The following is a 26095-nucleotide window of genomic DNA, read 5'->3' on the forward strand; positions in this document are numbered from 1 at the left end:
GGTCGTCCTCCTTATTGGCTCTTGCGGGCGATCGCCCGGCGGGCGGCTTCCGCAATGTTTTGCGGCGTGATACCGAATTCGCGGTACAGCACCGGCGCCGGCGCCGAAGCGCCGAAGCCGCGCATGCCGACGAATTCACCGTCGGCGCCGATCCAGCGCGGCCAATCGCCGGGCACGGCCGCCTCGATCCCGACACGCGGCGCGGTGCCGAGCACGGCGGCGCGGTAATCCTCCGGCTGCTCCTCGAAGAGCGCGAAGCAGGGCGCTGAGACGACGGCCGCGCGGATGTGCTCGGTCGCGAGCAGGCGGGCGGCTTCCAGCGCGATCGAGACTTCCGAGCCGGTCGCCATCAGCGTCACATCGCGGCCGCCATCCGGCGAGACCACGAGATAGGCACCGCGCGCGACACGGTTTCTGCCGCGCACATCACTGCGGAACGTCGGCAAGGCTTGCCGCGACAGGCAGAGCACGGAGGGACGATGCTCCGCCGCAAGGGCGCAGTCCCAGGCCTCCAGCGTCTCCACCGCATCGGCGGGGCGGAACACCAGAAGGTTCGGGATCACGCGCAGCGCGGCGAGATGCTCGACCGGCTGGTGCGTCGGGCCGTCCTCTCCGAGACCGATGGAGTCGTGCGTCATCACGTGGATGACGCGCAGCCGCATCAAGGCCGCAAGGCGGATCGCCGGCCGGCTGTAGTCGGAGAACGCGAGGAACGTGCCGCCATAGGGAATGAAGCCGCCGTGCAGCGCGAGGCCGTTCATCGCGGCGGCCATGCCGTGCTCGCGAATGCCGTAGTGGATGTAGTCGCCGGCGAACGCGCCACTCTTGACAGGAGTTTGCGCCTTGGCATGGGTCAGGTTCGAATGCGTCAGGTCCGCAGAGCCGCCGACCAGGCCGGGAATTGTCCCGGCGATGCCGTCGAGCACCTGTTGCGAGGCCTGCCGCGTCGCGAGCTTCGGCCGCTCGCTCGCAAAGCGTTCGCGCAATTTCGCCGCAGCCAGCACATAGGCGGCCGGCAGGGCGACGACCTTGCCTTCGACGAACAGATCGCGCTGCTCGGGCGTCGCACTTTCATAGCGATCGAGCCAGGCGAGACGCTCGACCTGCCCGCGCTGTCCGATCATGCGCCACGCCTTGAGGATCGGGATCGGCACCACGAACGGCTGATAATCCCAGCCGAGCGTTCGGCGCGCCGCAGCGGCCTGCTCGGTGCCGAGCGGCGCGCCATGCGCCTTCTCTGTGCCCTGCCGGTCCGGTGCGCCATAGCCGATGACGGTGCGGCAGGCGATCAGTGACGGCTTTGTGGTCTCGCGCTCTTCGGCAATCGCCTGCGCAACTGCTTCCGGATCGTGCCCATCGACGCGGCGCACCGACCAGCCGGAGGCGGCGAAGCGCGCGAGCTGGTCGTCCGATGTCGCAAGCGACGTCGGCCCGTCGATGGAGATGCCGTTGTCGTCGAACAGCACGATCAGGCGGCCGAGCTGGAGATGGCCGGCGAGCGAGATCGCCTCCTGGCTGATGCCTTCCATCAGGCAGCCGTCGCCCGCGATGACATACGTGAAGTGGTCGACAAGCCCATCGCCATGCCGCGCATTGGCCATGCGCTCGGCGAGCGCCATGCCGACGGCCGTGGCAATCCCCTGCCCCAGCGGTCCGGTCGTGGTCTCGACCCCCGGCGTATGGCCGTATTCGGGATGGCCCGGTGTCTTCGAGCCCCACTGCCGGAAGGCCTTGATGTCATCGAGGCTGACGGCGCCGCCGGTGAGATGGAGCAGTGCATAGAGCAGCATCGAGCCGTGGCCCGCGGAGAGCACGAAGCGATCGCGATCCGGCCAGTTCGGGTGCGCCGAGTCGAACTTCAGGAAGCGCGAGAACAGCACGGTCGCGACATCGGCCATGCCCATGGGCAGGCCGGGATGGCCGGACTGCGATGTCTCGATGGCATCGACCGCGAGGAAGCGGACGGCGTTGGCGAGATCGTTATGCGCGACAGCCGTGAGGTCGGCTTCGGCGTGGACGGAGATGTTCATGGAATTCTCCCCTTGTTCACTTCAGGTTTCGCTTGCGCTCGATGAGCTGCATGATCAGCGGCGTCAGGATCAGCTGCATCGCGAGGTCCAGCTTGGCGCCGGGGCACACGATCGAATTCGCGCGCGACATCCAGCTGTGGGGCAGCATCGAAAGCAGATACGGGAAGTCGATGCCGCGCGGGTTCTTGAAGCGGATCACGACCATCGATTCGTCCGGCGTCGGGATCCAGCGCGCGATGAACGGATTGGAGGTGTCCACCGTGGGCACGCGCTGGAAATTGATGTCCGTCTCGGTGAATTGCGGACAGATGTAGTGGATGTAATCCGGCATCCGCCGCAGGATGGTGTCGGTGACGGCCTCGGTCGAATAGCCCCGCGCGCTGCGGTCGCGGTGCAGCTTCTGGATCCATTCGAGATTGATGACGGGCACGACGCCGATCTTGAGATCGGCATAACGCGCGACGTTGACCTTGTCGGTGACGACGGCGCCGTGCAGGCCCTCGTAGAATAGCAGGTCCGAATTCTCCGGCAGCCGCTCCCATTCCGTGAAGGTGCCGGGAGCAACGCCATGCAGCGCGGATTCCTCGGCATCGTGCACATAGTGTCGCGTCACCGCCGTGCCGGTCTCGCCGTAGTCGCGGAAGGCGCGCTCCAGCTCCTCGAACAGATTGGTCTCGGGGCTGAAATGGCTGAAATGCCTGTTGCCGCGCTCGGCCTCCTTCGCCATCTGCGTGCGCATCTCTGCGCGGTCATAACGATGGAAGGCGTCGCCCTCGATGTAGACGGCGTTGACCTTCTCGCGGAAGAATATCTGCTCGAACGTCTTCTTGACCGAGGTCGTGCCGGCGCCGGAGGAGCCGGTGATGGAGATGATCGGATGCTTCCTGGACATGTGTTCCCCTCCTCACAGCCGGAAGAAGCCGCGCCGCGCGAACAGCGGCGCCGAGACGCTGGCAACCAGCAGCGGATCGCAATGCAGCTCTTCGACGCGCGCCACCTCGTTGCTCGAGCCCATGATCAGCGGCACGCGCTGGTGCAGGCTTTGCGCCGACAGGTCGAGGATGCGCTCGCGTCCGGTCGAGGCCGAGCCGCCGGCCTGCTCGATGATGTAGGCCATCGGATGCGCCTCGTAGGTGAGGCGCAGGCGGCCGTCGCCATAGCCGGGCCGCGCGTCCGAGGGATAGAGGAACACGCCGCCGCGGGTGAGGATGCGGTAAGCCTCCGCGACCAGCGAGCCGATCCAGCGCATGTTGAAATCGTGATTGGCGGGACCTTCGACGCCGGCGAGGCATTCGTCGACGAAGGCGCGCACCGGCGGATCCCAATGCCGGCGGTTCGACGCGTTGATCGCGAACTCCTCGCCCGCCTCGGAGATCTGCACGGCGCTGCGCGCGAGGCGGAAGCAGCCGGATTTGCGGTCGTAAGTGAAGATGTCGACGCCGTCGCCGAGCGTCAGCACCAGCGAGGTCTGCGGACCGTAGGTGACGAAGCCGGCCGCGAGCTGCGCCGAGCCGCGCTGATGGAAGGCGAGCGCGAGATCGTCGGGAGCTGGCAGGATCGAGAAGATCGTGCCGACGGTCATGTTGATGTCGATGTTGGAGGAGCCGTCGAGCGGATCGATCGCAACGCAGATCCTGGCCGCGCGGTCGACGATCTGCGGCTCGCGCATCTCCTCCGACGCCAGCGCTGCGATCGGCAGCTTGCCGAGACAGCGGCGCAGGATCGCATCCGCCTGGACGTCGAGATCCCGCTGGACGTCGCCGTCGCTGTTGCGGCCTGTGGTCAGGCCCGAGGCGTCCGCGAGATCGCCGGTGCCGATGAGGTCGGCGATCTCGATCGCCGCCGCCGCGATGGCATCGACCGCGGTCGCCACCGCCAGCGCGTAGGGCGCGGTCTCCGAGTACCGTTGAAGGTGGTCGTCCAGCCTGAGTTGCCCGGTCATTGCGTCCATCCCCTGGCCGGCGCCGCATCCATGTCCCTCCCCGGTGGAGGTCGGTGCGGTCGGTCCCGGCACGAGGAGATTGACAGGGGTGGCTTAATAAGGAAAATTTCTATTCATAATGAGCGCCAAAGAATTTTCTTATAATGGCCCCGCCCATGCAGCGGCCCAGCTCCGGCATCTGACGATCCGGCAGCTTCGCTCGCTCGCGGCGCTTTCGGCCAAGGGCAGCGTGACGGCGGCCTCCGGCCATCTCGGGCTGACCCAGCCGGCCGTGACCCAGCAGTTGCGCCAGCTTCAGGACCTCGCCGGCCTGCCTTTGGTGCAGCGGACCGGTGACGGCATGCTGCTGACGGAGGCGGGCAAGGAGGTTCTGGCGCTCGCCGAGCGGGTCGAAGCCGCGATCATGGACTGCCAGGGCGCGCTCGACCTGCTCGCCGGGCGGACCGGCGGCACCGTGCATCTCGGCGCGGTCTCGACCGCGAAGTATTTCGTCCCGCATGCGATTGCGGCATTCACCAAGCGGTACCCGAAGATCGAGATCAGGCTAACCATCGGCAATCGCGAGGAGATCCGCGAGGCCATGCACGGCTACGACCTCGATTTCGCGGTGATGGGTCGGCCACCGGCCGACGTCAGCGTCGACGTCCGTCAGCTCGGGCGCAATCCGCACGTCATCGTCGCCCGCAAGGGACACTGGCTGGAGAAGGATTCCGGCCTCAGCCTGACCGACCTCGTGCACGAGACCTTCCTCACCCGCGAGCCGGGATCGGGCACGCGCACGCTCATGGAGGGCATATTCCAGAAGTCGGACCTCGAGCCGGTCATCGGCATGGAGATGAGCAGCAACGAGACCATCAAGCAGGCGGTCATCGCCGGGCTCGGCATCGCCTTCATCTCGGCCCACACCGTGGCGCACGAGCTTGCCGAGGGCCGCCTGATCGTGCTCGACGTCGCCGGCCTTCCGATCGTGCGGCAATGGTACGTGATCCGCCGCAGCGACAAGGTGCTGCTGCCGCCGGCGCAGGCGATGTTCGATTTTCTGGGCTCGGAAGGCTCGAACTATCTGCCCGACGTGCCCGAGCTCGGTGAGCGCTAGCTCGCCGATGCTTACCCCATCAGCTTCATCGCAATCGTCGCTGCGAGAATGACGATGATCTGAAGCAGGCGCTCTGTCGTGAAGATGCGGTTGAAGGTGGTCATCGCTCGCCCCCGGCCGACGTGAAGGAGATCCGGGCGACTTGCTATCATGCGCAGGCGCCGGGGTAACCCCGTAGTTGCCACGGGTTCTGCTCCCGACTGGAGCCAGCGGTCGCCGGTGTTCGTCGCCGATCTCCTTGCGGCGATGGTTAACGATCAGGCTGCGCGCGGAGCGGCGTAATCCATGTGCGTGGCGAAATAGGCTTCCAGCTCCGACAGCGCCCGCGCTTCCCAATCCCGCGCCTGCTCCAGCAGCGACCAGCTCTGGCCCGGGCGGAATGCAGCGGTCTGGCGATAGAGCGATGCGATGCCGCGATAGCGGCGCACGTTCTCCAAGATGGCGTGCCCGTTTACTTGGCCGTTCATGTCCGAAAACTCCCTCGTCATTCCCGGGGGAGAAATTGCGACCAAATCTTTTTCGAAAAGTTAGCGGCGCGCGGCAAGCTGGCGAATGGTTGCCGGACTGTTGCGCGCGCGCAACGTGCGCGCGAGCGCATCGCCGATTTATTGCGAATTCGTTGCCGCGCTCTCGCCCGAACGCTTCAGCCCGCCGCGGCTGACGATCGCCATCGTCTCGCGGCACAGATCGGCAAGGCCGATCAGGAGCACGGCGAGGAGGCAGAACAGGTTGATGGAATCCGCATTCGCGTCGGATAGCGGGGTGAACTGGAAGAAGGGCGGTATGAACGCCCACCACACCAGCGGAATGGTGAGCAACGCGGCGAATGCCGCCGCCGGCGCACCCGCGACAAGTCCGAGCACGAACAGGCCGGGCACGAACGCCGCGAAATAGAGTTTTGCGCCGAGCGCGACGCAGATGCCCTGAAACACCGCCGATAGTCCGACGACGACTAGTCCCAGCAGAAACGCCTGCCACGACAATGGCCGTACCCGCGGTACGCCAAACAGCCCCGCACGTCTCATCAGCCTCCCCCTGCCGCCCGTTAACCGGGCCTTGCGACCAAAGTACTACAGCGGCAGGAAAATCGCGAGGCGGAAAACGCATGCCCGGGCGTTTGGTAAACGGCCGCATCGCACAATTTCACCGTTACTCCGTGGCCGCATAGAGCAGGCCCGCGACGGGCAGAGCGAGGCCGATTCCCGATGCGAGCGCCCAGCCGCCTTGCGCGAAGGCCCAGGCGCCGATCGCGGAGCCGGCAGCGCCGGCTGCGAAGAAGGTCGCCATGTAGAGGCCGTTGAGGCGGCTGCGATGTTCGTGCCCGAGCGCGAAGATGGCGCGGAAGCCGAGCACGACGTTGCCCTGGACGCCGATATCGATGGCGATCGCGGCCACCACCAGGCAGGCGAGGTTCAGCATCGAGCCGGCCTCGCCGATATAGGTCACGAGGAAGCCCGCGGCCGCGAGCAACATCGCAATCAGCGTCGCGATGCGGCTATGGCCGCGATCGGCGAGCCGCCCCGCGATTGGCGCGGCGAACACGCCGGCGACACCGGCCAGCGCAAACAGCGCGATGCCGCGCTGGGAGAAGCCGAACGCGCCGGCAAGCTGGAGTGGCGCGACCGTCCAGAACAGGGTGAAGCAACCGAACAGGCTCGCCTGGTAGAGCGCGCGGCGCCGGAGCAGCGGCATGGTGCGCACCAGATGCGGCATCGACAGCAGCAGCGTGCCATAATGCATGCGCGCGACGGGCTTGCGCGTCGGCAGCACCATCCAGAGCCCGGCTGCGAGCACGATCATCAGCGCGGCGGAGGCGAAGAACACCGCATGCCATGACGAGGCCGCGGTGATGAAGCTCGACACCGGCCGCGCCAGCATGATGCCGAGCATCAGGCCGGTCGAGACGTTGCCGACGACGCGGCCGCGGATGGCCTCGGGCGCCAGATGCGCCGCATAGGGAATGATGATCTGCACCGCGACCGAGCCGAGCCCGATGAACAGCGCGGCGATCAGGAACGGCAGCGCGTGCGTCGCGAACGCAGCGGCGAGCAGCGCCGCGGCGCCGAGCGTGATGACGGAGCAGATCAGCGCACGGTTCTCGACGAGATCGCCGAGCGGCACGATGAAGAGCAGCCCGGTGCCGTAACCGATCTGCGTCATGGTGACGATCAGCCCGGCGGCGGCGTGCGACAGGCCGAGCGCGGCGCTGATCGGGGCGATCAGCGGCTGGGCATAGTAGATATTGGCGGCGACCATGCCACAGGCCGCGGCAAGCACGAAGGTCAGGCGCTGCGACACCGCATCCGGCTCGGGCGCGGTCTCGATGGTGGCATTCATCGTCATTGATATGGTCTCCAGAGATTGGGAACGATCGTTCCCTAATAGGCCAAGAATTCAGGCGAGCAGCTTCATCGCGACGCCGACGAGGCGCGTCCCGTCGAGCGACAGGCGCGCCTTGCCGACGACGCGCATTCCCTGCGTGATGCAGATCATCAGCCGCGCGGTGTCGTCGGCCGCGACATGGCGGGGAATCGAGCCGTCCGCCTGGCCTTCGCGAATGAGGCCGGCGATGAAGCTCTCGTTGGTCGCGAGCTGCGCATTGACGCGGGCGCGGACCACCGGATCGACCGCGGAGAGCTCGACCGCGCTGCCGACCACGATGCAGCCGCGGCGCCCCTCGCTGCCCTGGGAGTACTCGACATAGGACAGCAGCACATGGCGCAGCCGCTCGCGGCCGTTCGCCCCGCGCGCGGCCGCGCCGCGGGTCTGCTCCCGGCGCACCGCGGCGTAGCGCTCGAAGGCGGCGAGGAACACGGCATGCTTGTCGCGAAACGCCTTGTAGACGCTGCCGGTGGCAAGCCGCATCGCGGCGGTGAGGTCTCCGATCGACGTGGCATGATAACCGCGCTCGCAAAACACCCGCACCGCCCCGTCCAGGGCAGTGTCCATGTCAAACTCCCGGGGACGTCCGGGTGGTTGAGCCATGGCTTGCGATCGGCGGGCGGATTTTTGCATTGCGGGATAATAGGGAATGATTGTTTCCTAATCAAGACACCTGGTTGTGATTGGGGGGAGAGACTGGCGGCCACAGCCCCAATGTCGTCATGGGGAAGGCCAGGCCGACATTGGGGTGTTGCGCGCACTCTCTCCACATCGTCATTGCGAGCGCAGCGAAGCAATCCAGAATTCCTCCGCGGAAAGACTCTGGATTGCTTCGCTGCGCTCGCAATGACGGCGTATGAGGCATCGACTTCGTCCTCCAAGTACCACTGTCATTCCCCGCGAAGGCGGGGAATCCAGTACGCCGCAGCTTCTCGATTCAATCACCGCCGTCTCAGAGTACTGGATCGCCCGGTCAAGCCGGGCGATGACGCCGAGTGTGGGGCGAACTGTCTCCACACCGTCATTGCGAGCAAAGCGAAGCAATCCAGAATTCCTCCGCGGAAAGACTCTGGATTGCTTCGCTTTGCTCGCAATTACGGCGTATGAGGCACCGACCTCGTCCTCCAAATACAACTGTCATTCCCCGCGAAGGCGGGGAATCCAGTACACCGCAGCTTCTCGATTCAATCACCGCCGTCTCAGAGTACTGGATCGCCCGGTCAAGCCGGGCGATGACGCCGAGTGTGGGGCGAACTGTCTCCACACCGTCATTGCGAGCAAAGCGAAGCAATCCAGAATCTTTCCGCGGTAGCAGTCTGGATTGCTTCGCTGCGCTCGCAATGACGGAGCAAGGGGCATCGACTTCGTCCTCCAAATACAACGGTCATTCCCCGCGAAGGCGGGGAATCCAGTACACCGCAGCTTCTCGATTCAATCACCGCCGTCTCAGAGTACTGGATCGCCCGGTCAAGCCGGGCGATGACGCCGAGTGTGGGGCGAACTGTCTCCACACCGTCATTGCGAGCAAAGCGAAGCAATCCAGAATCTTTCCGCGGTGGCAGTCTGGATTGCTTCGCTGCGCTCGCAATGACGGAGTATGGAGGATCGTCGCCACTCACTCTCGTGTCCCGGACGCGCTGCAACGCGCATAGTGCGTCAAAGACGCGCGTAAACGCGCTTATGGCGTTGCGGCGCAGAGCCGGGACCCAGAAGCCACGAACTTCCGTGTGGCATGGGCCCCGGCTCTGCAGCGCATCGCTGAAGGAGCGCTGCGCTGCGTCCGGGGCACGAGAGCGGAGCGTGACGTACCGCTGCCTCCACATCGTCATTGCGAGCGCAGCGAAGCAATCCAGAGTCTTTCCGCGGAGGGATTCTGGATTGCTTCGCTGCGCTCGCAATGACGGAGTATGAGGCAACAGCGTCGCTCTTCCAGCGGGCATTTCATCTCGCAGATTCACCTTCTCATCTCGCAGACACGCCTTCCCGTCCTCGCAGCCGATTTCGCCCGAGCTTTGCTTCGTCGCTCCACCCTCTTGATCCAAGAGGGCGCAGGGAAGGCCGGGTGCCGGCTGGCACCCGCGGTCTGCTGCGCGAATGTAGCGCAAAGGAGACCGCACAGCAGCATACAGGTGTAGCCAATCACTCGGCCTTCCCTGCGCAGTGGTTGGACGGCTTATGCCGTGCTCTCCCGGGAGCCGAGTTCGTTCTGGCCTCCCTCACTCCCGCGAAATTCACCGGCATCGCGCCGGTTGACGCGACTGCCGCCTCCGCAAGAGCTTGACCGTAGCAACGACGGCCAGGACCACACGGTTTTGCCGTACGCACGGCTCGCTTGCTCGCCGCAGTTTTTCCAGCCCTGTCGACGGAGCCGGAAACTTGCTGGCGAGACGAACCTGACAGCGCCGCTCGTCTGGCACGAAGTCCTGGGCTCACGGAGAGCAATCCGCCCTGCCCACGCCTCTCGCGCTCGACGCTGCCGCGTCCACCGCAAGCCCGGCTCGCGAAAATGACGACCACATGATCGCCCCTCAAGGTCAAGCCGGGATGGGCGACACATACGACAAATCCGAATTTCGGTAAAGTGGAATATTTTTGGGAAGACGGGTTGACAGCTTCGCCAAGTGTTTTGCCCGTCGGGTCACAAGGCCTGTAGCCCGAATGAGCGAAGCGACATCCGGGGTCTTGCCACAAGCTACAGCGGTCCCGGGTATCGCTGCGCTCATCCGGGCTACAGGAACATCACCCCTTCGGCCGCACCGGCGTGCCGTCGGCCATGGCGGTCACGCCCTTGCGTTCGACGATCATCCCGTAGGCGCGGGGCTGGCGGTGGACGTCGAAATTGAAGGTGGTGCGCTTGTAGGAGTTGCAGAGATCGAGGTCGCAGCGCGCCAGTGCGATCTCGTCGCCCTTGGTCGTGCACGCCGCGACGATCTCACCCGAAGGTGCGATGATGCAGCTGCCGCCGATGTGGTCGACACCCTCCTCGATGCCGGCCTTGGCGACGCCGACCACGAAGGTGCCGTTCTGGTAGGCGCCGGCCTGCATCACCAGGTGATTGTGGAACAGCGAGAGATCGTCGTGCTCGGGCGCAGGCGGATTGTGCACCGGCGTGTTGTAGCCGATCATCACCATCTCGACGCCCTGGAGGCCCATCACCCGGTAGGTTTCGCTCCAGCGGCGGTCGTTGCAGATCGCCATTCCCATCACGCCGCCGAAAGCATCGACCACGCCGAAGCCGTCGCCAGGCTCGAAGTAACGCTTTTCCAGATGCTGGAATTCGCGCCATGGCTCATGCTCGGCATGGCCGGGCAAATGGACCTTGCGGTATTTCGCGACGATTGCACCGCTCTTGTCCACCAGGATGGAGGTATTGTAGCGCTTGGTGACGCCGGCCTCGACCGTCAGCTCGGCATAGCCGAGGTAAAACCCGATGCCGATCTCACGGGCGAGGTCGAACAGCGCGCGCGTCTGCACCCCCGGCATCTCGCGCTCGAAGAAGGCGTCGATCTCTGCCTGATCCTCGAAATACCAGCGCGGAAAGAACGTGGTCAGCGCCAGCTCGGGATAGACGATCAGGTCGCAGCCGCAAGCCTTCGCCTGGCGCATCAACGCCATCAGGCGTGCCACGACCTCGGTCCTCGTCTCGGCTCGAGCAATCGGGCCAAGCTGGCCGGCCGCAACATTCACAAATCTCGCCACGCCTCTATCCTTCATCCTTCGCTTCCTCGACTTGCGTCGCCAGGCGCTATCGCGCGGCGTGCTGTCGTGATCGCCCACATGCAGATTCCGCGCCTGTGGCGCGCGTCGCGCAAGGGCAAGCCAGCCTGCACATCGAGTCGGGGAACCATCGTTGCCGATTTGCAACGGTTCCCCACGGTCTGAAGCCGGACAAGAGAAACTCCCATTGCGGCCACGAACCGCTCTCACAACGCCGTGAGACTACAGGGGAACTACGATGCGTGCACAACGCGTTTGGAAAGTGAACGGGGCCGCCAGCATCGGGCAGCTTCAATCAAGACTGGACGATCTGAACAAGCGTCTCAGTCAGCTCGAAAGCCAGCATCCTGAGAGCTGGAAGGTCGAAGAGCTCAGATCAAGCGCACTCAGCCTGTCGCGCGAGATCGACGACATCCGCTGCGCCGAGGCGACGGCGGCATTGAGCGAGCTGCTGCGGAAGTAGGCGGGACGGCGGCGATTCGGCGTCGCGTTGGGAACCAACATCCGCCGCCGCCATTGCCATGCAGAGCATGGAGCAAAATCATGACCAGGCACCTGACGCGAGCCCATCTCGCGCGCGGCGTGGCCGGCGCGGTTTGCACGCTGGTCCTGTGCGCGACGGCGGCATTCACCATCGCGCACCACTTCGCGCTGTGAGGGATTTCGCATGACGTCCGAGCCCGAGGAGTCGGTGAGGCTGCAAGGTTTTGGCGAGATGACGTTGCGCACGGCGATCGCGACGCTGATGGCGCTCGAGCCACGCGCGCGATCGGAGGCCGCCATCTTCCGCGTCCGTGACGGCTCACGTTTGGCCGCGAGCGAGATCGCCGACCTCGCGTCGGATTGGGGCATGACGCCGATGGCTGAAGTCAGGTCGCCAGGGCTGGTCCCGGAGCAGCACTGGTCGGACATCGTCCGCAGCATGGTGCGCGAGGCGCCGCTGCCGGCGCTGATGGTGGCGTTTCTGGTGGGCGTGCTGGTGGCGCGGCGGTAGTGCCGGGTCTCAAGCGGCGCGGGCCGATTTCGCGCGCTCCTCCAGTGCATTGATCGTCGACACGAGATTATCACGTCGTGCCCGAAGGGTTGCCGCGAGCAACGGATAGGACGGGTGCTGCCTGTCGAACACCCCGGCCTTGGCCTCTTCCTCGAGGATGTCGGAATTCATGAGCTGAACGCGCCACCACAGATCCGCAATCAGCGCGCTAAGCCGAAGCTCTCCAGTGGAGCCGAAACGGGACACTTCTGTCATTGTTTGCCTCAACCTGAAACAGTCCCTCCGCTAGGGGCTGGCTTTGGTCCTGACTGAGCAAACGGAGTGCCAGGCTGCAGGCGAGTCAAATGCGCCAACCTGCACGATCGCGCGGCCTGCACAGGGGCGATCGCAATCGGCATGGCCGGCAAGGCGCATCGGTCGCGCGAGCCATGCCACGCGCACAGACGTCCCTGCCTGGGCCAAATCGGCCGTGGACCCGCCCTGAAAATCGTTGCAAAAAGGCGCTCCCGAGGCGCCGGCGGCCGGTCCGCCAAGCCTCTGGAAAACGTCGACTTTTGGAAGAATGGTCGGAGTGGCAGGATTCGAACCTGCGACCCCTGCGTCCCGAACGCAGTGCTCTACCGGGCTGAGCCACACTCCGACAAGAGGCCGGCTTATAGCGTTGGGTTTGGCGCACCGCAAGCGGCCGAGTTGAGGAATTTTATCCCTGTGAAAACGGGTCTTGAAACGCTGATTCTACCGGCTGGCGATGCCGCCGCCGGGGCCGCCGCCCGGACGCTGGCGGCCGGAGGGCTGGTCGCGTTTCCGACCGAGACGGTCTACGGGCTCGGCGCGGACGCCGCCAATGCCACCGCGATCGCCCATCTCTATGCCGCCAAGGGGCGGCCGGCCTTCAATCCGCTGATCGCCCATGTCGCGGACATAGCCGCCGCGCAGGCCATCGGGCGGTTCGACGTGCGCGCCTTGAAGCTGGCGCAGGCGTTCTGGCCGGGGCCGCTGACGCTGGTGGTGCCGAAGACGGATGGCTGCCCGGTGGCCGATCTCGCCACCGCGGGCCTCGACACGGTCGCGATCCGCATTCCCGCCCACCCGGTGGCGCAGGCGATCCTGCGTGCCTTTGGCGGCGCCGTGGTGGCACCGTCGGCGAACATCTCCGGCCACGTCTCGCCGACGCTGGCCGCCCATGTCGAGAGCGATCTTGCGGGGCGGATCGACCTGATCGTCGATGGCGGGCCGGTCGCGGTCGGCGTCGAATCCACCATTGTCGGCTGCCTCGACGCGCCGATGCTGCTCCGGCCCGGCGGGCTTTCGCGCGAGCGGATCGAGGCCGTGCTCGGCGCAGCCCTGGCGCGGCCGCCGGCGGAGGCGGAGAGCGACGACAGCCAGCCGCTGGCGCCGGGCATGCTGGCCTCGCATTACGCGCCGCGCGCCAATGTGCGGCTCAATGCGCGCGAGGTGGCGCCGGGCGAAGCGCTGCTGGCGTTCGGGTCCTCACGCCTGCCCGGCCTTGACGCCGCAGCGGCCGTCATGAATTTGTCGCCCGCCGGTGATCTCGATGAAGCTGCCGCCAATCTGTTCGGCTATCTTCGCACCCTCGATGCGAAGGGCCCGCGCACGATCGCGGTGATGGCGATCCCCGAAGACGGTCTGGGCGAGGCGATCAACGACCGGCTGCGGCGAGCTGCGGTGGCGAGATAGCGCATGATCCGGACCCGAAGGGCCGCGTTAGCGCAAAGTGTGTAGCGGTTTTCCGATAAGATCATGTGCAAGAGATAAGAGCGAAGTAGAGACGAGACAATGAACATCAATAAATCTGCCACTCCTCCGCTTGCGCCCGAGCTGATCGAACAATTCCGCAAGATCGTCGGCGACCGGCACGCGATCACGGACGCGGCCGACATCGAGGCCTATGTCACCGAGGAGCGCAACCTGTTCCACGGACGCTCGCCGCTGGTGCTGCGGCCGGGCTCGACCGCGGAGGTCGCCGCGATCTGCAAGCTCGCTTCCGCGCACAGAATCGCGCTGGTGCCGCAGGGCGGCAACACCGGGCTCGTCGGCGGCCAGACCCCGCACAATGGCGAGGTCGTGGTGTCGCTGCGGCGGCTGGACAAGATCCGCGAGGTCGATACCGCCTCCAACACCATGACCTGCGAAGCCGGCGTGGTGCTGCAAATCGCGCAGCAGAAGGCGGCCGAGGTGGACCGGCTGTTTCCGCTCTCGCTCGGCGCCGAAGGGAGCTGCACCATCGGCGGCAATCTCTCGACCAATGCCGGCGGCACCGCCGCGCTCGCCTATGGCGTCGCGCGCGAGATGGCGCTGGGGCTCGAGGTCGTGCTCGCCGACGGGCGCGTGCTCAACGTGCTGTCGAAGCTGAAGAAGGACAACACCGGCTACAATCTGCACAACCTCTTCATCGGCGCCGAAGGCACGCTCGGCATCATCACGGCGGCGACGCTGAAGCTGTTTCCGAAGCCGCGGGCGGTCGAGACGGCGTTCGTCGGGCTGAAGTCGCCGGCCGCGGCGCTCAAGCTGCTGACGATCGCGCAGGGCGAAGCCGCCAATGCGCTGACGAGCTTCGAGCTGCTCTCGGAGATGGCGGTCGACTTCTCGATCCGGCACGGCATCGACGTGCGCGATCCGCTGGAAGCGAAGCATCCCTGGTACGTGCTGATGGAATTGTCCTCCCCCGGCGAGGATGCCCGCACGCCGCTGGAGGCGATCCTGACCCGCGCCATGGAGGACGAGATCGTCGACGACGCCGTGATCGCGGCCAACCTCACCCAGCGCGCCGGCTTCTGGAAGCTGCGCGACGAGATGTCGGCGGCGCAGAAGCCGGAGGGCGGCTCGATCAAGCACGACATCTCCGTGCCCGTCGCCGCCGTGCCCGCCTTCATCGACGAGGCCAATGCCGCTGCGGTCAAGCTGATCCCCGGCGCGCGGCCGGTGCCGTTCGGCCACCTCGGCGACGGCAATCTGCACTACAATATCAGCCAGCCGGTCGGCGCCAACACCGCGGACTATCTGGCGCGCTGGCACGAGATGAACGCGGTGGTGTTCGAGATCGTGCTGCGCATGGGCGGCTCGATCTCCGCCGAGCACGGCATCGGCGTGCTCAAGCGCGACGAGCTTCCCGAGGTGAAGGACAAGACCGCGATCGAGCTGATGCGCGCCATCAAGGCCATGCTCGACCCGCTCGGCATCATGAATCCGGGGAAGGTGCTGTGAGCGTGTCCCTCACGATCGACGCGATCGCCGACGCCGACGTCGAACCGGTCGTCGTGCTGTGGCAGCGCTGCGGCCTGACGCGGCCCTGGAACGACCCGCATGCCGACATCGCGCTGGCGCGGCGGCGCGACAACTCGACCGTGCTGGTCGGCCGCGATGGCAGCGCGATCGTCGCCACCGTCATGGTCGGCCATGACGGCCATCGCGGCTGGGTCTATTACGTCGCGGTCGATCCCGATGGCCGCAAGCGCGGTTTTGGCCGGGCGATCATGGCGGCGGCCGAGGACTGGCTGCGCCAGGCGGGCATCGCGAAGCTCCAGCTCCTGGTCCGCCGCGAGAACGCGCAGGCCAATGCGTTCTACCAGTCGCTGGGCTTCGAGGAATCCACCTCGGTGATGTTCCAGAAATGGCTCGACGGCCGCGGGCAGCCCCGTTAGTTCTCACCCGGAAAACAGCAATGACCATTTCCGACCGCGTCCGCATCAAGGACGTCCGCGTGCTCTCGGACAATTGGACCACCCTGAAGAACACGACCTTCGAGTACCGACGCGCCAATGGCGAATGGCAGACGCAGCACCGGGAAACCTATGAGCGCGACAACGCCGCCGCCGTGCTGCCCTACAATCGCGCGCGGCGCACGGTGATCCTGGTGCGCCAGTTCCGCCTGCCGGCGTTCATCCGCGGCTATGACGATCTCCTGATCGAGGCGGCCGCCGGCGTGCTCGACGATGCCTCCCCCGAGGTGCGCATCCGCGCCGAGGCCGAGGAGGAAACCGGCTATCGCCTGCACCACGTCCACAAGGTGTTCGAGGCGTTCATGAGCCCGGGTGCGGTGACCGAGAAGCTGCATTTCTTCGTCGCCGAATATGAACCGGAGATGCGCGTCAGCGACGGCGGCGGCCTCGAGCACGAGGGCGAGGACATCGAGGTGCTGGAGCTTTCCATCGACGAGGCGCTGGCGATGATCGCCGACGGACGGATCATCGACGCCAAGGCGATCATGCTGCTGCAATACGTGGCGCTGCATATTTTTCGGTAGGTGATTTCTTCACCCTCCCCTGGAGGGGGAGGGTCGATCGCGCGAAGCGCGAGCGGGGTGGGGTGATCGCTCCACACGGGCAGTGTTCGATGCGGAGAGACCGTCACCCCACCCCGCTGCGCATTCCGCTTCGCTCCATGCACAGCGACCCTCCCCCTCCAGGGGAGCGTAAGTGGCACCATCAACGCCGCACCTTCCCCATCTGCAATTCTGGCCTGCGCCGCCCCTCCCCCCGTTGAGGTAATCGCCGACTATCTCTAGTCTGGCCCTAACCAAGAACCAGGAGACGCGCCCCATGTCCGCTTCGCGCGACGACGAATTCGGCTTTGCGCCCGACTATGACTCTGCCGTCCCCTACATGCAGCGCACCCGGGACTATTACGCCGCAATCGGCTACACCACGGCGTACCGCTGGGCGCATCATGTCGAGGCGCCGTTCCAGCCGCTGAAGAAGAAGCTTTCGCAGTCCCGCGTCACCATCATCACCACGGCTGCGCCGTTCGATCCGACCAAGGGCGACCAGGGGCCGGGCGCGGCGTATAATGGCAGCGCGAAATTCTACCAGGTCTATGACGGCGACACCGCCGAGCAGCACGATTTGCGCATCTCGCATATCGGCTACGACCGCAAGCACACCTCGGCGACCGACAGCGGCACCTGGTTTCCGCTGCCGCAGCTCCTGAAGGCATCCGCCGCGGGCCGGATCGGCGAAGTGGCTCCGCGCTTCTTCGGCGCGCCGACCAATCGCAGCCATCGCGTCACCCTCGACACCGACGCGCCGGAGATTCTGGCGCGCTGCCTTGCCGACAAGGTCGATGCCGCGGTGCTGGTGCCGAACTGCCCGGTCTGCCACCAGACCACCGCGCTGGTGGCGCGGCACCTGGAGCGGAACGGCATTCCGACCGTGATCATGGGCTGCGCCAAGGACATCATCGAGCACGCCGCCGTGCCGCGCTTCCTGTTCTCCGACTTCCCGCTCGGCAATTCCGCCGGCAAGCCGCACGACGTCACCTCGCAGGCGCAGACGCTCGAGCTGGCGCTTCGGCTGCTCGAGACCGCGAGCGGCCCGCAGACGACGATGCAGTCGCCGCTGCGCTGGAGCGAGGACGCCTCCTGGAAGCTCGACTACAACAATGTCGCGCAGCTCTCGCCCGAAGAGCTGGCGCGCCGCCGCGCCGAATTCGACAAGCAGAAGGAGATCGCGCGCGGCAACCGCGCCGCCTGACGTCCTCCGACAACCAAAACAAAAAGGGAGAGCGACGTGACGCGACCGTTCGAGGGCGTGAAGATCCTGGATTTCACGCAAGTGCTGGCCGGCCCCTATGCGAGCTACCAGCTCGCGCTGCTGGGTGCCGACATCATCAAGGTCGAGCGGCGCGAGGGCGAGGACATGCGCCGCACGCCGCTCAGCCGCGAATGGGCCGAGCGCGGGCTGGCGCCGGCGTTCCAGGCCATCAACGGCAACAAGCGCAGCCTGACGCTCGATTTGCAGAAGCCCGATGCGATCGCCATCGTGAAGAAGCTTGCCGCCCAGGTCGACGTCGTCATGGAAAACTTCCGCCCGGGCGTGATGGACAAGCTCGGCATCGGTTATGAGGCGCTGTCCGCGATCAATCCAAAACTGATCTATTGCGCCGTATCAGGCTTCGGCCAGACCGGCCCTGACCGTTTGCGGCCGGGCTATGACGGCAAGATGCAGGCGCTGTCCGGCATCATGGCGATCACGGGCCACCCCCAGACGGGACCGACGCGCGCCGGCTTTGCGGTCTGCGACGTGCTCTCGGGCGCCACGGCCGCATTCGGCGTGTCGAGCGCGCTGTACCAGCGCGACCGCACCGGCAAGGGGCAGCTCATTGACGTCTCCATGCTGGAGGCGACGCTGGCGTTTCTCTCGGGGCAGATCGCGGACTGGTCGGTCGCGGGCCATCGCCAGCAGCTGTCAGGCAACCAGGCGGTGAGTCGCCGGACCACGGCGAATTTGTTTAGATGCGGCGACGGCCACATCCTGCTCGCCGTCAACAACGAGAAGCAGTACCGCGCGCTGATGAGCGCGCTCGGCCGCGAGGACACGCTCGCCGATCCGCGCTTTGCCGACTGGTTCGCGCGCAACGAGAACGAGCCGGCGCTGCGCGCCATCATCGAGGCGGCGCTCGCGAAAAAGCCGGCGCGCGAGTGGGAGACGATTTTGGAAGACGCAGGCGCGCCCTGCGCCAGCATCTGGAAGGTCGAGGAAGTGATCGATCATCCGCAGATCAAGGCGCGCGGTGCGATCCAGGAGCTGGATACGCCCTATGGCCGCCTGCGTTTTGCCGGCAGCGGATTCAAGCTCGCGCATGGCGGCGGCAAGCTGGACCGGATGGCACCGGAGCTGGGCGCGGATACGGATGCGGTGCTGGGGGAGCTGGGGTTCGATGCAGCGGAGATCGCGGCGTTGAGGGCGCGGGAGATTGTGTGACGCTCCAATAAACTCCGCTGTCGTCCCGGACAAGCGTCAGCGCAGATCCGGGACCCATAGCCACAGGATTGGGTTTGGTGAAGACTCGTGGTTATCAGCCCGCACCACAACGTCTCCCTGGGGTTATGGATCCCGGATCTGCGCGCGCTTTGGGCGCGCTTGTCCGGGACGACGGCGGAATGAATGGCGCCGCCGCTAAAACAGCGACCCCTGCCCGTCGTCCGCCGATCCCGCCGCGGCCTTCCGCACGACCTTCTTCGGCTTCGACGCCTCCAGCTCCGCCTCCATCTCCTCCGCGCTGATCGGCAAGAGCAGCTGATCGTCGTCATTGGCGACGCGGTTGACGCGGGTGGAAACCGGGTGCCAGGCGAATTCGCCGATGCGCGGGGCGGTCATCAGCGGCAGGATCGCGTCGACCTCGTCGCCGCTTATGTCGAGCCAGCGCTCGAAATCACGCGGGCTGATGGTGACGGGCACGCGGTCATGCAGCGCGGCGAGGTCCTCGCCCGCCGCTGCCGTGACGATCGCGACCGTGTCGAGCTCCTCGCCGTTCGGCCCGGCCCAGGTCTCGAACACCGCGGCAAAGCCGAGCGGCGCGCCATCGGCCCGATGGATGAAGAACGGCTGCTTGCGGCCATCCACCGCCTTCCATTCGTAGTACCCGTCGGCCGGGATCAGGCCGCGCCGCCGGCGAATCGCGCGTTTGAAAGCGGGCTTCTCCAGCACCGTCTCCGAGCGGGCATTGATCAGGAGCGTAAAGCCTTTGGGGTCCTTGACCCAGCCCGGCAGCAGACCCCAGCGCATCAGGCGGAAATGGCGCGCGCCATTTTCGACCAGCACGACCGGAATCGGTTGCGTCGGGGCGACATTGTACCGGGGCGGGAAATTCGGCTGCTCGACATAGCCGAACAGTTGCCGCAAAGCCGCGGGGGCTGAAGTTATGACGAAGCGTCCACACATCCTTGGGCGTCTATATAGGGTCCGTTCAGGTCCTTTTAACCCCGAACGTTAACACTGCGGCGGATGAGCTCAATGGCCTCCCAACCCGCGCGGGCGCATGTACAGACGGGCCCCGAGGCTGCGGCCTGGGCCGAACGGCTGCGCGTGGCCAACATCAACCCGCGGACCGGGCTTGCCACCGACTATCTCAACCATTTCAATGAAGCCGTGATGCTGCTCGAAATGGTGCCGGACATGCCGGAATGCGCCGAAGACTTTCTGACCTGGTCGCCGCTGTCCTATGCCGAGCATTTCACGGCGTCGAACTTCAAGGCGCGCGACCTCGCTATCGAAGCCTATGAGAAGGCCGATCCCAACGTGCGCGCGCAGTTCGACCACATCACCGACACCATGACCTCGATCCTGACCGCGGTCGGCTCGGCCATGCGTGAGGTCGAGAAGGACACGACCCGCGTGCGCCTGGCCGAGCAGGCCACCCTCTGGGTCAAGCCGCTGATCGCCGCCTGCGGCGGCATCATCAATGGCGGGGCGGAAGCCGACGTCGACACCATCATGGCGAACTGAGCCAGGTCCTTTAAGAAAATGTCCGCAGTCGTCCAGCCCCAGCGTCCCCAGATCGCGGTCAGCGCGGCGATTTTTCGCGATGGCAAGGTGCTTCTGACCCGCCGCGCCCGCTCGCCCGCCAAGGGGTTCTATTCGCTGCCCGGCGGCCGGGTCGAGTTCGGCGAATCGCTGCACCAGGCGCTCAAGCGCGAGGTGGATGAGGAAACCGGGCTCGAGATCGAGATCATCGGCCTCGCCGGCTGGCGCGAGGTGCTGCCGGCCACGGCCGGCGCCGGCCATTACCTGATCATGTCCTTTGCCGCCCGCTGGGCGGCCCGGGAGCCGGTTTTGAACGACGAGCTCGACGACTACCGCTGGATCGCCCCGGATGCCCTGGCAAGCCTCGGCGACCTCAAGCTGACCGGGGGGCTGGAGGAGGTCATCCAGTCCGCCCACCGGCTGATCGGGACATAGACGGCCCGCCTTGCGCCCGCCGCCCCGAGGGGGCATACACCCCGCCGATGTCCACGCGATTTCTGGCCATTTTCTTCGCCCTGATTCTCGCCTGCGCCTCCGCGCCCGCCCGGGCCCAGGACGTGGCGGCGCCGTTTGACGCCGATTTGCAGCGGCTGGCGGAGATCCTCGGTGGCCTGCACTATCTGCGCGGCATCTGCGGGTCCAACGAGGGCAACAAATGGCGCAGCGAGATGCAGGCGCTGATCGATGCCGAAACCCCCTCCGGCGAGCGCCGCACCCGCATGATCGCCGGATTCAACCGCGGCTATAACGGCTTCCAGCAGACCTACCGGAGCTGCACGCCGGCCGCCACCGTCGCGATCCGCCGCTACATCGAGGAAGGCTCGAAGATCTCGCGCGACCTGACGGCGCGCTACGCGAACTGAACTCTCTCCGTCATTCCGGGGCGTGACGAAGTCGCGAGCCCGGAATCCATCGGGCGCCAGAGTTGGTGGTGCGATGGATTCCGGGTTCGCGCTGCGCGCGCCCCGGAATGACAGCGATCGGATCCCTGTCATCGTCTTTGTTCACAGCCATTAACCGTTCTTAAAGATGTAGCCTAGCGGGCGTTAATACCCGTGCTACACCACTCGCACAGCGCATCGCCGTGGATCGCGCCCCAGCCCTGATCGAGTTTCATGAGCCAGCCGATTTCCTACGCCCCCGCCCGCGCGCCGCTGCCCGACCACGAGCAGAAACAGGCCGCACTGAGCTATCTCAACGAGGCCTGGGCCGAAGCGCGCCACGACGGCGTCGACGGCGACTGCCTGGCGCAGGCAAGCCTGTTTGCAGCCTTTGCCGAGCTCGTCGGCACCTATGGCGAGGACGCGGTGGCGAAGTTCGTCGAAGGCTTCCCCGGCCGCATTCGCAACGGCGAATTCTCGGTCACCCTGGCACGGCAGTAAGCACTCCGAAAATGACCCCGCCACGCGGGCGGGGCCAGTTGACGGATGAATGACTTTGCGACACATCGCGAAGTCTGCGGCGTTTATCGCACGGAAGCCGCTCCCGGCGGCCAAGCATTAGTCTCGCGATGGCCGGGAGATATTCCCGATGCAGTCGGGAATGCTACGGCACGACCTTGAGCGTCGCCTTCATGTTGGGATGAAAGCGGCAGTAATACTCCACCGTTCCCGCCTTCTTCACGACCGTCGTGCCTGATTTCTTCGCCGGCAGGTTCACGTCGAAGTCGCCACTTCCAGCGGTTGCGGTGTGAGCGAATACGTCCTTGTTAATCCACTCGACAGTGTCGCCGACCTTCGCAGACGCATCATTCGGCGATATTTCGAGGTTCTCCATCGTGATCTGAATTGTCGCGGCGCATGCCGGGACGACCATCGTTGCAAAGACGACCGCTATTGCGGTCGAACACACCCGTCCCGGCATCATATCCGCTCCCCTATTTCAGCTCGGCTGCGACATGCTCGGCGTGCTGCTGATGGCCCTGGAATATCTTCAAACCGGTCTGCAACAGGCTCTTCAGCTCCGCATTGCTGGCAGAGGGAATGAGCTGGCTTTCCAGCGCGCCGTTGACCGCCTTGTGATAGGCGACCTCATTGGCGACATAGGCCTTGTCGAAGGCTGCGCCGTCCAGCCTGTCGAGCTCGGCAAGCTTGTCGCTCGCCTGCTTCGACAGCGTGCGGCTGGTGTCGTTGTCCTCGGGCGTGACGTTCAGCTTCTTGACCAGCGCGAGCGCCTGCTTGTTGACCGCCTCGTGGTCGCGCACCATGTCCTCGGCGAATGCCTTGACGTCCTTGCTCTTGGCTTTCTTCATCGCCTGCTTGGCGGCGTTGATGTCGATCACACCTGCAGTATAAGCGATATGCGCGATCTGCGGATCGCTGGGCTTGGCACCCTGCGCGAGCGCAGGGCTGGAAAAAAGGGCGACCGCAGCGATCGCCGCGCTCCATCGAACGAACATGATTTGACACTCCTGTGGCGCCGAGCCTTTGCCGGCGCGTTGCTTACACAGAAGTTGGATGAGAATGCCGCGTGAACGTTCCCCAAAATTACGCGCCGACACCAAGACGTTTCAGCACGGTTTCCGTGAGGCGCTCACAGCGCTGGCCGGCAAACGGAAAGGCATCCATTACGACCGGACCTATCTTCTTCTCGACGTTCGCGCGCAACATCGTGCGCGCGCGGTGCAGCCGGGTCTTGACGGTCTCGGGCTTGACGCCGAGCAGCTCGGCCGTCTCCTCCATGCTCATCCCCTCCATGACCCGCGCAATGAACACCATGCGGAAGACATCGGGCAATTCATCGATCGCGTGCTCGACGACGTGCTGGATCTCACGTTGGGCCATGGATTTTTCCGGATCGCTTGCGGCGGACGAGAAGGGAAACTGGATGATTTGCGCTTCGAGCGTAGCCTCCGGCACCGATCCCAACTCCACATGCGGCCTCCGACTGCGTAGGCGGCCGAGCGCCTCGTTGATCGCAATGCGCGACAACCATGTCGATAGCGAGGACTCGCCGCGAAAGCCGTCGAGATGCATGAATGCGCGGACGTAGGTCTCCTGCACCACATCCTCGGCCTCGTTATCGCTGCGCAGAGTGCCACGGGCGAGCCGATAGAGCCTGCGGTTGTTGGCCTCCATGATGGCGCGCAGCGCCGACTCGTCCCGGGCCTGGGCGCGGCGGACCAGCTCGGCTTCCGATGTCCTTGCGCCGGCGGACAGGCCGGCTGCAGTTCGTTGCATGGCGGTTACCTGCTTGTTTCGCTCTCTTCCGGACCTTGGATGCACGCCTGCGATAAAGGTTCCCGATTTTCTGCCCCTCCCCTGGAGGGTCCTCAAGGGGGAGGGTAAGGGACGTCGTCCCCTAGTCGGTCTCGATCGGAAGCGACGGATCCCTCGCCCATTCGCCCATCGAGGCGTCGTAGAGCGTCAGCTTGTCGAAGCCGAGCTGCGTCAGCAGGAACAGGTCGATCGTCGCCGAGATGCCGCCGCCGCAATAGCAGATCACGGTCTTGTCGCGCGTGATGCTCTGGGCGGCGAATTTCGCTTCGGCATCCGCAAGGCTCGTCAGCGTCTTGTCCGCATTGGTGAGCGTTGCGGCTGATACGTTGACGCTGCCGGGAACGCGGCCGGGCCGGCCGTAGCGGCTCGGCTCGAGGCCGCGATGAAACTGCGGCCCGAGCGCGTTGACGATCACGGTCGCGGGATCGCCGATCCGCGCCATCACGGTGGTCTTGTCGACGAAGAAGCCCGCGCGCGGCGCGGCCTTGAAGGTCGTCGCCGGATAGCCCTTCGGCACCCCGGTCTCGACAGCCCGCCCCTCCTGCTTCCATTTGTCAAAGCCGCCATCGAGCACGCGTGCGTCGACGCCGAGCGCGCGCAGCATCCACCAGAACCGCGTCGACCACATCATCGTGCCGATGCTGTAGAGCACGATGGTCTTGCTCGCATCGAGGCCGTGACGGCCGAAGGCGGCTTCGAGTTGGGCCACACCGGGCATCATGAAGAACTGCTGCGCGGACGTATCCGAGAACTCGCCTTGCAGGTCGAGGAAATCGGCACCCGGAATGTGGCCGGCTGCGAATGTCTTGTCGCCGGGCACCGCGCGATAAGGCACGTCGCTGCCCGGCGGCACCGGCTCGTTGTAGGTCGTGCAATCGTAGAGGCGGAGATTGGGATCGCCGAGGATGGCGGCGAGTTGCTCGGTGGAGATGAGGGATGTTGGCGTGGTCATCGGACTGCACTCCCGTTCGAGAGGGAGTGTAGACCTCTCCCCTCGTCATTGCGAGCGCAGCGAAGCAATCCAGAATCCCTCCGCGGAAAGACTCTGGATTGCTTCGCTGCGCTCGCAATGACGGTGGGGAAGCACTGTGCGTCCCCACACATCGGCCTACGCCTTCAGCGTCTCCAGAAACCGCACCGGCTCGCCTTGCGACGGCGTCGCCAGTTCGCCCTGCCACATCACGCGGCGGCCGCGGATGAAGGTGCCGACGGGCCAGCCCGTGACGCGAACGCCGTCGTAAGGGGTCCAGCCGGCCTTGGACGCCACCCATTTGTTGGTGATGGTTTCGCTGCGCTTCAAGTCGACGATGGTGAAGTCGGCGTCGTAGCCCGCGGCGATGCGGCCCTTGCAGGCCATGTTGTAGAGACGCGCGGGGCCGGCGCTGGTGAGATCGACGAAGCGGGCCAGCGACAGGCGGCCGGCATTGACGTGGTCGAGCATGAGCGGCACCAGCGTCTGCACGCCGGTCATGCCGGAGGGCGAGGCCGGATAGGTCTTCTGCTTTTCTTCCAGCGTATGCGGGGCATGGTCGGAGCCGAGCACGTCGATGATGCCCTGCTCGATGCCGCGCCAGATGCCGGCGCGGTGATCGGCCCCGCGCACCGGCGGGTTCATCTGCGCCAGCGTGCCGAGCCGCTCGTAGCATTCGGGCGCGACCAGCGTGAGGTGATGCGGCGTCGCCTCGCAGGATGCGACGTCCTTGTGGTCGCGCAGGAACTCGATTTCTTCCTTGGTCGAGATGTGCAGCACGTGGATGCGCTTGCCCGTCTCATGCGCGAGCTTGACCAGGCGCTGCGTCGCCATCAGCGCCGCAGTCTCGTCGCGCCAGACCGGATGCGAGCGCGGATCGCCCTCGATGCGCAGCGGCTTGCGCTCGTTGAGGCGGTATTCGTCCTCGGCGTGGAAGGCGGCGCGGCGGCGGATCACCTGGAAGATGCGGCGCAGGCTCTCGTCGTCCTCCACCAGCAGCGCGCCGGTCGAGGAGCCGATGAACACTTTCACGCCGGCACAGCCCGGCGCGCGCTCGAGCACCGGCAGGTCCTGCACGTTCTCGCGGGTGCCGCCGATGAAGAAGGCAAAATCGCAATGCATGCGGTGATGGGCGCGCTTCACCTTGTCGGTGAATTCGGCCTCCGTCACGGTCAAGGGAGATGTGTTCGGCATCTCGAACACGGCGGTGACGCCGCCCATCACGGCGCTGCGCGAGCCGGTCTCGAGGTCTTCCTTCTGCTCCAGCCCCGGCTCGCGAAAATGCACCTGGGTGTCCATCACACCGGGCAGGATGTGCAGGCCCTTGCAGTCGATCACCTCGGCGGCGGAGGCTTGCGACAGCGCGCCGATCTCGGCGATGCGGCCGCCCGCAATGCCGACGTCGCGCAGCCCCTCGCCGTCCTGGTTGACGACGGTGCCGCCCCTGAGGATCACATCGAAACGCTGGGTCATGGCTGAAGGCCC

At 65.7% G+C, this 26095-nt stretch carries 28 protein-coding genes and 1 tRNA gene; 13 read left to right on the top strand and 16 right to left on the bottom strand.

All coding sequences use genetic code 11. The features are described from left to right. Positions 1-11 precede the first annotated feature (11 nt). The 3 genes from tkt to XI09_RS26950 are packed head-to-tail and all read right to left on the bottom strand — an operon-like array spanning position 12 to position 3972. The gene (tkt, locus tag XI09_RS26940) at positions 12-2030 is read right to left on the bottom strand and encodes a transketolase (protein ID WP_271569532.1); all 2019 of its coding nucleotides are present in this window, start codon (positions 2028-2030) and stop codon (positions 12-14) included. A gap of 16 nt (positions 2031-2046) precedes the next feature. Further along, positions 2047-2922 (bottom strand): phosphoribulokinase, encoded by an 876-nt coding sequence (locus tag XI09_RS26945; RefSeq protein ID WP_271569533.1) that lies wholly within the window; start codon positions 2920-2922, stop codon positions 2047-2049. Between the two features lie 12 nt (positions 2923-2934). Continuing rightward, positions 2935-3972, bottom strand: coding sequence for a class 1 fructose-bisphosphatase (locus tag XI09_RS26950; protein WP_271569534.1), 1038 nt, complete (start codon positions 3970-3972; stop codon positions 2935-2937). Positions 3973-4090: 118 nt separating this feature from the next. Here XI09_RS26950 and XI09_RS26955 point away from each other — a divergent pair, with 118 nt between their 5' ends. After that, on the top strand, positions 4091-5068 hold the full coding sequence (locus XI09_RS26955) for a LysR family transcriptional regulator (protein ID WP_271569535.1): 978 nt from the start codon (positions 4091-4093) through the stop codon (positions 5066-5068). A 257-nt stretch (positions 5069-5325) separates the two neighbouring features. Here XI09_RS26955 and XI09_RS26960 read toward each other — a convergent pair whose 3' ends face one another. The 5 genes from XI09_RS26960 to XI09_RS26980 form a co-directional block, all read right to left on the bottom strand. Continuing rightward, positions 5326-5535, bottom strand: a complete 210-nt coding sequence (locus XI09_RS26960; protein WP_271569536.1) for a hypothetical protein — start codon at positions 5533-5535, stop codon at positions 5326-5328. Positions 5536-5673: 138 nt separating this feature from the next. Next, positions 5674-6093 carry a DUF4118 domain-containing protein gene (locus tag XI09_RS26965; protein WP_271569537.1) on the bottom strand — a complete coding sequence of 140 codons (420 nt, stop codon included), beginning with the start codon at positions 6091-6093 and terminating at the stop codon, positions 5674-5676. A 124-nt stretch (positions 6094-6217) separates the two neighbouring features. Then, positions 6218-7411, bottom strand: coding sequence for an MFS transporter (locus XI09_RS26970; RefSeq protein ID WP_271569538.1), 1194 nt, complete (start codon positions 7409-7411; stop codon positions 6218-6220). Positions 7412-7462: 51 nt separating this feature from the next. Continuing rightward, positions 7463-8017 carry a TetR/AcrR family transcriptional regulator gene (locus XI09_RS26975; RefSeq protein ID WP_271569539.1) on the bottom strand — a complete coding sequence of 185 codons (555 nt, stop codon included), beginning with the start codon at positions 8015-8017 and terminating at the stop codon, positions 7463-7465. A gap of 2172 nt (positions 8018-10189) precedes the next feature. After that, the gene (locus XI09_RS26980) at positions 10190-11149 is read right to left on the bottom strand and encodes an N-carbamoyl-D-amino-acid hydrolase (protein ID WP_271569540.1); all 960 of its coding nucleotides are present in this window, start codon (positions 11147-11149) and stop codon (positions 10190-10192) included. Between the two features lie 256 nt (positions 11150-11405). Here XI09_RS26980 and XI09_RS26985 point away from each other — a divergent pair, with 256 nt between their 5' ends. Together XI09_RS26985 and XI09_RS26990 are read left to right on the top strand one after the other, a co-directional pair. Beyond that, positions 11406-11630, top strand: a complete 225-nt coding sequence (locus XI09_RS26985) for a hypothetical protein (RefSeq protein ID WP_011085360.1) — start codon at positions 11406-11408, stop codon at positions 11628-11630. A gap of 204 nt (positions 11631-11834) precedes the next feature. Next, positions 11835-12161, top strand: a complete 327-nt coding sequence (locus XI09_RS26990; protein WP_271569541.1) for a hypothetical protein — start codon at positions 11835-11837, stop codon at positions 12159-12161. A 9-nt stretch (positions 12162-12170) separates the two neighbouring features. Here the strand turns inward: XI09_RS26990 and XI09_RS26995 are convergent, their stop codons facing one another. Next, positions 12171-12332 (bottom strand): hypothetical protein, encoded by a 162-nt coding sequence (locus XI09_RS26995; RefSeq protein ID WP_333939135.1) that lies wholly within the window; start codon positions 12330-12332, stop codon positions 12171-12173. 392 nt (positions 12333-12724) lie between these two features. Then, a tRNA-Pro gene (locus XI09_RS27000) sits at positions 12725-12801 on the bottom strand. Positions 12802-12869: 68 nt separating this feature from the next. Between XI09_RS27000 and XI09_RS27005 the strand changes: the two genes are divergently transcribed. The 6 genes from XI09_RS27005 (at position 12870) to XI09_RS27030 (ending at position 18880) form a co-directional block, all read left to right on the top strand. Next, positions 12870-13859, top strand: a complete 990-nt coding sequence (locus tag XI09_RS27005) for an L-threonylcarbamoyladenylate synthase (RefSeq protein ID WP_271569542.1) — start codon at positions 12870-12872, stop codon at positions 13857-13859. A gap of 99 nt (positions 13860-13958) precedes the next feature. Next, complete coding sequence (locus XI09_RS27010) at positions 13959-15386, top strand: FAD-binding oxidoreductase (RefSeq protein ID WP_271569543.1); 1428 nt, start codon at positions 13959-13961, stop codon at positions 15384-15386. Further along, the gene (locus tag XI09_RS27015) at positions 15383-15823 is read left to right on the top strand and encodes a GNAT family acetyltransferase (RefSeq protein WP_271569544.1); all 441 of its coding nucleotides are present in this window, start codon (positions 15383-15385) and stop codon (positions 15821-15823) included. The genes XI09_RS27010 and XI09_RS27015 overlap by 4 nt, the downstream gene beginning before the upstream one ends. Positions 15824-15843: 20 nt before the next feature. Beyond that, positions 15844-16425, top strand: a complete 582-nt coding sequence (locus XI09_RS27020; RefSeq protein WP_271569545.1) for an NUDIX domain-containing protein — start codon at positions 15844-15846, stop codon at positions 16423-16425. Positions 16426-16720: 295 nt separating this feature from the next. Beyond that, positions 16721-17650, top strand: a complete 930-nt coding sequence (locus XI09_RS27025; protein WP_271569546.1) for a glycine/sarcosine/betaine reductase selenoprotein B family protein — start codon at positions 16721-16723, stop codon at positions 17648-17650. Between the two features lie 36 nt (positions 17651-17686). After that, entirely contained in the window at positions 17687-18880 is a 1194-nt protein-coding gene (locus XI09_RS27030; RefSeq protein WP_271569547.1) for a CaiB/BaiF CoA transferase family protein, read from the top strand. A gap of 195 nt (positions 18881-19075) precedes the next feature. Here XI09_RS27030 and XI09_RS27035 read toward each other — a convergent pair whose 3' ends face one another. Continuing rightward, positions 19076-19840 (bottom strand): SOS response-associated peptidase, encoded by a 765-nt coding sequence (locus XI09_RS27035; protein WP_271569548.1) that lies wholly within the window; start codon positions 19838-19840, stop codon positions 19076-19078. Positions 19841-19903: 63 nt separating this feature from the next. Between XI09_RS27035 and XI09_RS27040 the strand changes: the two genes are divergently transcribed. From XI09_RS27040 to XI09_RS27055, 4 genes are all read left to right on the top strand, one after another. Next, complete coding sequence (locus tag XI09_RS27040; RefSeq protein WP_271569549.1) at positions 19904-20404, top strand: hypothetical protein; 501 nt, start codon at positions 19904-19906, stop codon at positions 20402-20404. A gap of 18 nt (positions 20405-20422) precedes the next feature. Continuing rightward, complete coding sequence (locus XI09_RS27045) at positions 20423-20857, top strand: NUDIX hydrolase (protein ID WP_271569550.1); 435 nt, start codon at positions 20423-20425, stop codon at positions 20855-20857. A 47-nt stretch (positions 20858-20904) separates the two neighbouring features. Beyond that, the gene (locus XI09_RS27050; protein WP_271569551.1) at positions 20905-21285 is read left to right on the top strand and encodes a TIGR02301 family protein; all 381 of its coding nucleotides are present in this window, start codon (positions 20905-20907) and stop codon (positions 21283-21285) included. Positions 21286-21537: 252 nt separating this feature from the next. After that, on the top strand, positions 21538-21804 hold the full coding sequence (locus XI09_RS27055) for a hypothetical protein (protein WP_200453665.1): 267 nt from the start codon (positions 21538-21540) through the stop codon (positions 21802-21804). Between the two features lie 163 nt (positions 21805-21967). On the opposite strand, the gene XI09_RS27060 is transcribed toward XI09_RS27055, so the two are convergent. The 5 genes from XI09_RS27060 to XI09_RS27080 all read right to left on the bottom strand — a co-directional run bounded on the left by XI09_RS27060 (position 21968) and on the right by XI09_RS27080 (position 26083). Next, the gene (locus tag XI09_RS27060) at positions 21968-22288 is read right to left on the bottom strand and encodes a cupredoxin domain-containing protein (RefSeq protein WP_442869621.1); all 321 of its coding nucleotides are present in this window, start codon (positions 22286-22288) and stop codon (positions 21968-21970) included. Between the two features lie 10 nt (positions 22289-22298). Next, a complete protein-coding gene (locus tag XI09_RS27065) occupies positions 22299-22820 on the bottom strand; it encodes a DUF4142 domain-containing protein (protein WP_271569552.1) in 522 nt (173 codons plus the stop codon). A gap of 88 nt (positions 22821-22908) precedes the next feature. After that, positions 22909-23601: an RNA polymerase sigma factor gene (locus tag XI09_RS27070; protein ID WP_271569553.1), complete on the bottom strand. Its 693-nt coding sequence runs from the start codon at positions 23599-23601 to the stop codon at positions 22909-22911. A gap of 121 nt (positions 23602-23722) precedes the next feature. Continuing rightward, positions 23723-24592 carry a sulfurtransferase gene (locus XI09_RS27075; RefSeq protein ID WP_271569554.1) on the bottom strand — a complete coding sequence of 290 codons (870 nt, stop codon included), beginning with the start codon at positions 24590-24592 and terminating at the stop codon, positions 23723-23725. Positions 24593-24748: 156 nt separating this feature from the next. Beyond that, on the bottom strand, positions 24749-26083 hold the full coding sequence (locus XI09_RS27080) for a dihydroorotase (protein ID WP_271569555.1): 1335 nt from the start codon (positions 26081-26083) through the stop codon (positions 24749-24751). Positions 26084-26095: the final 12 nt, after the last annotated feature.

Origin of the sequence: Bradyrhizobium sp. CCBAU 11386 (assembly GCF_028128955.1) — a bacterium.
Classification (GTDB): Bacteria; Pseudomonadota; Alphaproteobacteria; order Rhizobiales; family Xanthobacteraceae; genus Bradyrhizobium.

Excerpts from the sequence above, each read along its gene's own strand:
- XI09_RS27080 (WP_271569555.1), bottom strand. The coding sequence starts at position 26,083 with ATGACCCAGCGTTTCGATGTGATCCTCAGGGGCGGCACCGTCGTCAAC.
- XI09_RS27050 (WP_271569551.1), top strand. The coding sequence starts at position 20,905 with ATGTCCACGCGATTTCTGGCCATTTTCTTCGCCCTGATTCTCGCCTGC.
- XI09_RS27045 (WP_271569550.1), top strand. The coding sequence starts at position 20,423 with ATGTCCGCAGTCGTCCAGCCCCAGCGTCCCCAGATCGCGGTCAGCGCG.
- XI09_RS27055 (WP_200453665.1), top strand. The coding sequence starts at position 21,538 with ATGAGCCAGCCGATTTCCTACGCCCCCGCCCGCGCGCCGCTGCCCGAC.
- XI09_RS26950 (WP_271569534.1), bottom strand. The coding sequence starts at position 3,972 with ATGACCGGGCAACTCAGGCTGGACGACCACCTTCAACGGTACTCGGAG.
- XI09_RS26955 (WP_271569535.1), top strand. The coding sequence starts at position 4,091 with ATGAGCGCCAAAGAATTTTCTTATAATGGCCCCGCCCATGCAGCGGCC.
- XI09_RS27075 (WP_271569554.1), bottom strand. The coding sequence starts at position 24,592 with ATGACCACGCCAACATCCCTCATCTCCACCGAGCAACTCGCCGCCATC.
- XI09_RS27035 (WP_271569548.1), bottom strand. The coding sequence starts at position 19,840 with ATGTGTGGACGCTTCGTCATAACTTCAGCCCCCGCGGCTTTGCGGCAA.
- XI09_RS26990 (WP_271569541.1), top strand. The coding sequence starts at position 11,835 with ATGACGTCCGAGCCCGAGGAGTCGGTGAGGCTGCAAGGTTTTGGCGAG.
- XI09_RS26975 (WP_271569539.1), bottom strand. The coding sequence starts at position 8,017 with ATGGACACTGCCCTGGACGGGGCGGTGCGGGTGTTTTGCGAGCGCGGT.
- XI09_RS26945 (WP_271569533.1), bottom strand. The coding sequence starts at position 2,922 with ATGTCCAGGAAGCATCCGATCATCTCCATCACCGGCTCCTCCGGCGCC.
- XI09_RS27070 (WP_271569553.1), bottom strand. The coding sequence starts at position 23,601 with ATGCAACGAACTGCAGCCGGCCTGTCCGCCGGCGCAAGGACATCGGAA.
- XI09_RS27010 (WP_271569543.1), top strand. The coding sequence starts at position 13,959 with ATGAACATCAATAAATCTGCCACTCCTCCGCTTGCGCCCGAGCTGATC.
- XI09_RS27040 (WP_271569549.1), top strand. The coding sequence starts at position 19,904 with ATGAGCTCAATGGCCTCCCAACCCGCGCGGGCGCATGTACAGACGGGC.
- XI09_RS27060 (WP_442869621.1), bottom strand. The coding sequence starts at position 22,288 with ATGATGCCGGGACGGGTGTGTTCGACCGCAATAGCGGTCGTCTTTGCA.
- XI09_RS27025 (WP_271569546.1), top strand. The coding sequence starts at position 16,721 with ATGTCCGCTTCGCGCGACGACGAATTCGGCTTTGCGCCCGACTATGAC.
- XI09_RS26970 (WP_271569538.1), bottom strand. The coding sequence starts at position 7,411 with ATGACGATGAATGCCACCATCGAGACCGCGCCCGAGCCGGATGCGGTG.
- XI09_RS26995 (WP_333939135.1), bottom strand. The coding sequence starts at position 12,332 with ATGAATTCCGACATCCTCGAGGAAGAGGCCAAGGCCGGGGTGTTCGAC.
- XI09_RS27020 (WP_271569545.1), top strand. The coding sequence starts at position 15,844 with ATGACCATTTCCGACCGCGTCCGCATCAAGGACGTCCGCGTGCTCTCG.
- XI09_RS26965 (WP_271569537.1), bottom strand. The coding sequence starts at position 6,093 with ATGAGACGTGCGGGGCTGTTTGGCGTACCGCGGGTACGGCCATTGTCG.
- XI09_RS27065 (WP_271569552.1), bottom strand. The coding sequence starts at position 22,820 with ATGTTCGTTCGATGGAGCGCGGCGATCGCTGCGGTCGCCCTTTTTTCC.
- XI09_RS26985 (WP_011085360.1), top strand. The coding sequence starts at position 11,406 with ATGCGTGCACAACGCGTTTGGAAAGTGAACGGGGCCGCCAGCATCGGG.
- XI09_RS26960 (WP_271569536.1), bottom strand. The coding sequence starts at position 5,535 with ATGAACGGCCAAGTAAACGGGCACGCCATCTTGGAGAACGTGCGCCGC.
- tkt (WP_271569532.1), bottom strand. The coding sequence starts at position 2,030 with ATGAACATCTCCGTCCACGCCGAAGCCGACCTCACGGCTGTCGCGCAT.